We start from the raw sequence: 6363 nt of genomic DNA, 5'->3' as shown, positions 1-6363 counted from the left end.
GTCTTCGACGTGGGGTCGCACCCAGACATCCCACCAGATGGCGGATCCGGAGGCCGGGATCACCACTGCCAGCTCAGGGTAGTTGGCTTGGGTGGCGTAGAGATCCTGCGACCAGCCCACGGCCACCCAGCTATCGGCCAAGCGTAAGATGGGCAGGTAGTCGGAAGAGGTGTAAGTTAAAACCTGGCGATGCAGGGATCCCAGCTCTTGACGTAATTCGACATCCTCAGGGTTGAGGGGATCGTTGTAGGAGCGGCCCATTTTCTTTAGGGTTAGCCCAATCACCTCCCGCGGATGATCCGGCAGAGTCAGTTTGCCGGCCAGCTCAGGCCGCCACAGATCCGCCCAGTCCCGAATGGGCTCCCTCACCCGATCCCGGCGGTAGGCAATGGCCGTTACCCCCCAGCGCCAGGGCACACCCCAAGTCTGCCCTCCCCGGCGTGCCGCAGCTTGCCAACGGGGATCCAGATTCTGCCATCGTTCTCCCAGCAGGCTTTCCGGTAGCGGATCCAGCCAACCGGCAGCAATGGCCCGATCCAATCCGTCGGCCCCCAACAAACTCAAAGCCGCCACCGGCAGCCGCCGCCGGAACCATCCCCCCGGATCCCACCAGGCCGGATCAGCCGGCTGAACACTTTGCCGGAGATAGGCCAACAACTGATCCCGACTATCCAACAGTTGCAGCCGAAAGCGGGCCTGAGTCCTGCGGCGAAACTCGTTGAGCAAACTGGCAGGGATCCCTTGCTTAAGCGCCACGACAAGAGGCAGGTGTGCATCCGGCCCCCCACATCCTGCCGCCATTAGCCCCAGCAGGATCCCCTGTAGAAGCTCACGTCGGCTCAGCCGTATCTCGCCCACGACAGTACCGCTCCACCAGAATGAGAGCCACCAGATCATCGTAAGCCTTGGCGGGCACCCGCATCCCCTTGGGCAACAGCCGCTCCCATCCCTGCGGTGGGTGAAAATCCCAGTAGCGCTGACGGGCCTCTTGGGAGCTGTGCCGCTCATCCACCAGGACAATCTGCTGCGGGGGGAGGATCGATTCCAGTTGAGACTTCCAGGCTTGGGCCGTCGTCTGATTGCCCAGGATCACTTGCTCCGCCTGAAACTGTTGCCGGAGCGTTTGTAGTCTAGACAGCGCTGCCGCGGAAGGGACCACCTCCCGGTGTAAAACCTTCAGCTCCGTTTGCGTAAACACCTGCACCACAGCAATGCCGCATTTGTCGCGCCCTGGGTCGAAACCGATCAGCACTCGTTGGCCCTTCAGTCTTGCCGGGTGGAGTGGATCCGTCATCCCTCAGGACGCCCCGCCTGCTGAGCCCCAGAAGAGCCGGGTTGACCGGAAGCTTCTGCCATCAGAAAACTCACCCGCAATGGCCCCGCTGTGTAGATGTCGGTGTCGGCAACTAGCTTCACATCCAGAGGGGTGGTGCTCTGGCGGAGATGCTGCACAACCTCCAGAAACTTGACCTGGGAGAACTCCCCCACAGTGCCGGTGATGGGATCCGAGAGAAGCCCCTCCTCTTGCGAGCGCTGATTGGCCTGGTTCAGCAGCCCCAGCAGTTGCTGTTGGATCTGATTTTCGCTCAAACCCGGTTGAATCACCCCGTGGGCCAGCACGGATCCCTTGGCGAAAATCCGCTGGTTGGGGTAAATCTGCACGAGCACAGGCACAGGCTCCCCCTTGAGCCGGTTGGTAACAGAGAGAATGCGCACCGCCCAGCTACCGGGCTCTTGCAACTTCTCCAAGGCTTGATCGGCATCCTCGCGGCGGATCAAGATCGCGTTTTCCAGAGGGGGCATGGGCTGGGATCCAAGGGCAAGGGCCCGCTGTTCCGCCTGGGCCAAAAGGTGCTCAAACTGCCGCCGGATCGCCTCTGGTTTTGCCCCTCTTGGAGCCTCCACAACTCCTGTTGCCAAAACTTCCCCCGCCAAGATGGCCAGTTCCCCCCGCCGCAGCCGCACCGCCAATTGGTTGAGCTGCTCGATCTCCTGCTCAAGCTGGTTTTTCTGGTTCTCCAGTTGGGTTAAGGCCGCCTGCACCACATCCAGGGAGCGCTCCAGCTGATCCCGATCCAGTTGCAGGGCTTGTTTTTGCGACTCCAGGGTAGCGATCACCTGGCGAGCCGACTCCACCTCTGCCTTCACTGCCTCCAACTCGGCATGGGCTCGATCCAAACTGGGCTGCACCTTGGCCAGTTGCTCGTTGGCTGCCGCCAGCTTGGCCTCCGCCTCCTGCCGCTCCTGCAGCGCCACTGCCAGCTGATCGCGCACTTCGCTCAGGCGGGTTTGGGCTGCCGACTGCTGGGTGCGAAATTGATCCAGATCCACCTTGAGGTGGTCTCGCTCAACCCTGAGAGCGGCATTTTCCGCTTCCAAGAGGGCTTTTTGGCGGTTGAGGGCCCGCAGCTCTTGCTCCGCCTGGGCAATTTGGTTGGTGTAGCTGAACAGGGCCTCCGACAGAGAGCGGTTGAGGAGCAGCAGTGTGCCCAAAGTCAGGGCGGAGATGCTCACGCCGGTCACCACGGCCACCAGAATGGCGGTATGGCGGGGGCGCAGGTTAAACCAGGTAAGGCGCTTTTTGCCAATGCGGTAGCCCACCCGATCCCCAACAACGGCAATCAGGCCACTGACAACCAACATGTAGAGGATCAGCAGTACGCCTTGCATATTCCCGGATCCCTGCCATGGAAATCTTAGCAAGGTTGCCCTGAGGATTTTGCAAGTTGCTGGGAGATAGATTTCGGCGCTGTTTTGTAGGGATTTTTGGGGGTTCTAATCCGCGTAGAGGAGCCGCTCCACCGCCGCCACAATATCTGCAGGTTGCACGATGGTGGCCGCCTCCAGCGTGCCGTTGTAGGGGGTGGGAATGTCCTGCGAAGCCAAACGCATCACCGGCGCATCCAGCTCATCGAACAGTTCTTCCATGATGCGAGCTGTCAGTTCCGCCCCAATGCCACCCGATTTCATGTCTTCCTCAACAATGATCACCCGATGGGTTTTGCGCACCGAAGCGGCAATGGTTCCCATATCTAAAGGTTTCAGCGAGATTAAATCGATCACCTCAGGGTCGATCTCCTGCTGCACCAAAGTGTCCACGGCCTTGAGCACGTGGTAGCGCATGCGGGAGTAGGTGAGCAGGGTAACATCGGAGCCGGATCGGACGATTTCGGCTTTGTCCAGAGGCAAAAGGTATTCCTCTTCTGGCAGATCTTCTTTCAAGTTGTACAGGAGCACATGCTCGAAAAAGAGAACGGGGTTGTCGTCGCGGATGGCGGACTTGAGCAAGCCCTTGGCATTATAGGGAGTTGAACAGGCCACGATCTTAAGCCCGGGCACCGCTTGGAAGTAGGCCTCTAGCCGCTGCGAGTGTTCTGCTCCCAACTGACGACCCACCCCGCCCGGCCCGCGGATGACCATCGGGATCTTGAAATTGCCCCCGGAAGTGTAGCGCAGCATACCGGCATTGTTGGCAATTTGGTTGAAGGCCAGCAGCAGAAAGCCCATGTTCATCCCTTCCACCACCGGGCGCAAGCCGGTCATGGCTGCCCCGATGGCCAGGCCGGTGAAGCTGTTCTCGCAAATGGGGGTATCCAGCAGGCGCATCTCCCCGTACTTGCGATACAGGTCTTTGGTGACTTTGTAGGAGCCGCCGTAATGGCCGACATCTTCTCCCAAAACAAATACGTTGGGATCCCGGGCCATTTCTTCGTCGAGGGCAGCACGCAAGGCGTTGTAAAGGAATGTCTCGGCCATAGAGGTTCAATATCGCTAAACCCTCATTAAACCATTTTGCCGGCATGGATCCCCTTGCAGCTGACTTGATAGGCTGAGCTCAGAATTCTTGCTCAAAGGGATGGCGACCTTCCCCACAGCTTTCCTCAGCACTCTCTTTCCCCTGGAACATGGGGATCGTCCGTCTTCTCAAGAAAAGACACCATGAGCATTCCACGGCCCAAACTGGCGCTGACCTTGGGGGATCCCGCGGGAATTGGGCCGGAAATTGTGCTCAAGGCGCTGGCGGATCCTGAGGTGCAGTCTTGCGCCCACATCACGGTTGTAGGGGATCGGCAGGTTCTAGAAGCCACCTATCGCCTGCTGAGAGATCGGTCGCCGGCTCCATTGGCCCATCCGGCAGGGATCCCGATGCTGGAATGCGACACAGGCTTTCGGTTACAGCCTGGCTGTATTGGTCAAGGGGATGCTGACAGTGGTGGGGTCAGTTTTGTTTACCTGAAAACGGCGGTCGAACAGACGCTGCGGGGCGAGTTTCAGGGGATCGTGACAGCGCCCATCGCCAAGTATCTCTGGCATCGAGCCGGCCATCGGTTCCCTGGTCAAACAGAAGTTTTGGCCCAGCTGAGTCGGTCTGAGCACTACGGGATGATGTTTGTTGCCCGTTCCCCCCACAGCGGTTGGCAGATGCGGGTTTTGCTGGCCACCACCCATATTCCCCTCGGCCAAGTGCCCACCGTGCTGACCCCAGAGCGGGTGCGGACAAAGCTGAATGTGCTGGTGGGATCCCTGCGCCACACCTTTGGGATCCGGGATCCTGTGATTGCAGTAGCCGGCCTGAATCCCCATGCCGGCGAACAGGGGCAACTGGGATCGGAGGAAAAAGAATGGCTGACCGAGCTGCTGCGCACCTATGCCCACGCCCAAATTTGGGGGCCGCTTCCCCCCGACACCATGTGGCTGGCTCCCGCGCAAGCCTGGCATGGCCAGGGATCCCCAACTGTGGCAGATGCCTACTTGGCTCTCTATCATGATCAAGGTTTGATCCCGGTGAAGATGCTGGCTTTTGACCGGGCGGTTAACCTGACAATTGGGTTGCCTTTTGTTCGCACCTCTCCCGATCATGGCACCGCCTTCGACATTGCCGGCCAAGGGGTGGCCCGATGCGAGAGCCTCAAGCAGGCGATCCTGCTGGCGGCAGAACTGCTGGGCAAAAACCCCTCCTGAGGGAAACCATGCCTGTGCCCGGCCATCTGAAGCTGTCTCCCGCCTCTGGGGGGTGATTTGATGGGAGTTGCTGGCATCACCTCAACCGGAATGCTTTACCGTCGCTTTGGGCGCACCCAACAGCTGGTCTCGGTTTTTTCTCTGGGCAGCATGCGCTTGGTCAATGTGCCCAGGGATCAAGCTCAGGCAACCGTTGAGGCAGCCCTAGCCGCAGGGATCAACCACATCGAAACGGCTCAGGCTTATGGCCATGCCGAGGTGCTCTTGGGCGAGATTTTGCAAACCCTGCCCTTTTCACGCCATCAGTTGATTCTGACCAGCAAACTCACTCCCACAGATGGGTTGCGAGAGCGGCTTCAGGGATCCCTGCGCCGTCTGCGGGTGGATTACTTGGATCAATTTGCCTTTCATGGCATCAACCTGCCGGAACACCTGGAGTGGGTGCTGCAGAAAGGGCTGCCGATTCTCCAGCAGATGCAGCAAGAAGGCTGGGTGCGCCACATTGGGTTTTCCACCCATGGATCCCTGGAGTTAATTTTGCAGGCCATCCAGACAGGATGCTTTGACTTTGTTAATTTGCACTATCACTTTTTCCAACAGCGCAATGCACCGGCCCTAGAAGCGGCTGCCCAGCAAGATATGGGCGTGTTCATCATTTCTCCTGCCGATAAAGGGGGAATGCTCTATCGCCCGCCCCAACACCTGCAGGAGTGCTGTGCACCTTTCAGCCCCTTGGAGTTTGCCTATCGTTTTTTGCTGGCGGATCCCCGTGTTCACACCCTCAGCCTGGGCATCACTCATCCTGAGGAGCTACAGGTGGCCTTGTCGGCTTTACAGGATCCCGACCGTTGGTGGGTGGATGGCCCTCAGATTCAGGAGCGGTTGCGCCAAGCCGAGCAGGAACGCTTGGGATCCAGCCGCTGCACCCAGTGCTACGCCTGCCTGCCCTGCCCAGAAGGGATCCACATTCCTGAAGTGCTGCGTTTGCGCAACTTGGCCATTGCCCACGAAATGACGGAGTTTGCTCGGTACCGCTACAACATGTTCGGCCAAGCTGGGCATTGGTTTCCGGGGTCACTTGCCGACCGCTGTACCGAATGCGGTGACTGCTTACCCCGCTGCCCAGAACATCTGCCTATCCCGGAGTTGCTGGCCGAAGCCCACCAGTTGCTGCATCGCTCTCCAATCCGGCGGCTCTGGGAATAACCATTCCACCTATCCTATTTGGCTGAGCTTAACTTCACTTATAATCGGATGGAGTTTATCGATTGCATCACAAGGCGAGGCATCGGAGTGAATAGTCAGAGCCAAGACCGCTTAGACCGGGTGGAACAACTGCTGGCTTGGACGGCTGAACAGACTGCTGCCAACAGCCGAGAAATCCGGGAGCTCTGCCAATCC

At 59.1% G+C, this 6363-nt stretch carries 6 protein-coding genes; 2 read left to right on the top strand and 4 right to left on the bottom strand.

The annotated features are described in order from the left end of the window. The 4 genes from NW820_RS05310 to NW820_RS05295 all read right to left on the bottom strand — a co-directional run. A partial coding sequence (locus NW820_RS05310; protein WP_414406885.1) for an extracellular solute-binding protein occupies nucleotides 1-858 on the bottom strand: 858 nt, incomplete at its 3' end. Next, a complete protein-coding gene (gene ruvX, locus NW820_RS05305) occupies nucleotides 830-1294 on the bottom strand; it encodes a Holliday junction resolvase RuvX (RefSeq protein WP_414331042.1) in 465 nt (154 codons plus the stop codon). The genes NW820_RS05310 and ruvX, both read right to left, overlap by 29 nt. Further along, nucleotides 1291-2670, bottom strand: coding sequence for a DUF3084 domain-containing protein (locus tag NW820_RS05300; protein WP_414406884.1), 1380 nt, complete (start codon nucleotides 2668-2670; stop codon nucleotides 1291-1293). Before NW820_RS05300 ends, ruvX begins: the two co-directional genes overlap by 4 nt. Before the next feature lie 105 nt (nucleotides 2671-2775). Further along, on the bottom strand, nucleotides 2776-3756 hold the full coding sequence (locus NW820_RS05295) for an alpha-ketoacid dehydrogenase subunit beta (protein WP_414331610.1): 981 nt from the start codon (nucleotides 3754-3756) through the stop codon (nucleotides 2776-2778). A gap of 183 nt (nucleotides 3757-3939) precedes the next feature. Here NW820_RS05295 and pdxA point away from each other — a divergent pair, with 183 nt between their 5' ends. Both pdxA and NW820_RS05285 read left to right on the top strand, forming a co-directional pair. Beyond that, nucleotides 3940-4962 carry a 4-hydroxythreonine-4-phosphate dehydrogenase PdxA gene (gene pdxA, locus NW820_RS05290; RefSeq protein ID WP_414388628.1) on the top strand — a complete coding sequence of 341 codons (1023 nt, stop codon included), beginning with the start codon at nucleotides 3940-3942 and terminating at the stop codon, nucleotides 4960-4962. A gap of 90 nt (nucleotides 4963-5052) precedes the next feature. Then, nucleotides 5053-6168 (top strand): aldo/keto reductase, encoded by a 1116-nt coding sequence (locus NW820_RS05285; RefSeq protein WP_414406887.1) that lies wholly within the window; start codon nucleotides 5053-5055, stop codon nucleotides 6166-6168. The last annotated feature ends 195 nt before the right edge of the window (nucleotides 6169-6363 follow it).

It is taken from the genome of Synechococcus sp. R55.7, assembly GCF_047461955.1.
In the GTDB taxonomy this organism is placed as follows: domain Bacteria; phylum Cyanobacteriota; class Cyanobacteriia; order Thermostichales; family Thermostichaceae; genus Thermostichus.
The sequence above is the reverse complement of the archived record's forward strand: the minus strand, read 5'-3'. Positions and strand labels throughout refer to the sequence as shown.

Bases quoted from the DNA above. Each gene is read 5' to 3' on its own strand.
- pdxA (WP_414388628.1), top strand. From the start codon at position 3,940: ATGAGCATTCCACGGCCCAAACTGGCGCTGACCTTGGGGGATCCCGCG.
- NW820_RS05300 (WP_414406884.1), bottom strand. From the start codon at position 2,670: ATGCAAGGCGTACTGCTGATCCTCTACATGTTGGTTGTCAGTGGCCTG.
- ruvX (WP_414331042.1), bottom strand. From the start codon at position 1,294: ATGACGGATCCACTCCACCCGGCAAGACTGAAGGGCCAACGAGTGCTG.
- NW820_RS05295 (WP_414331610.1), bottom strand. From the start codon at position 3,756: ATGGCCGAGACATTCCTTTACAACGCCTTGCGTGCTGCCCTCGACGAA.
- NW820_RS05285 (WP_414406887.1), top strand. From the start codon at position 5,053: ATGCTTTACCGTCGCTTTGGGCGCACCCAACAGCTGGTCTCGGTTTTT.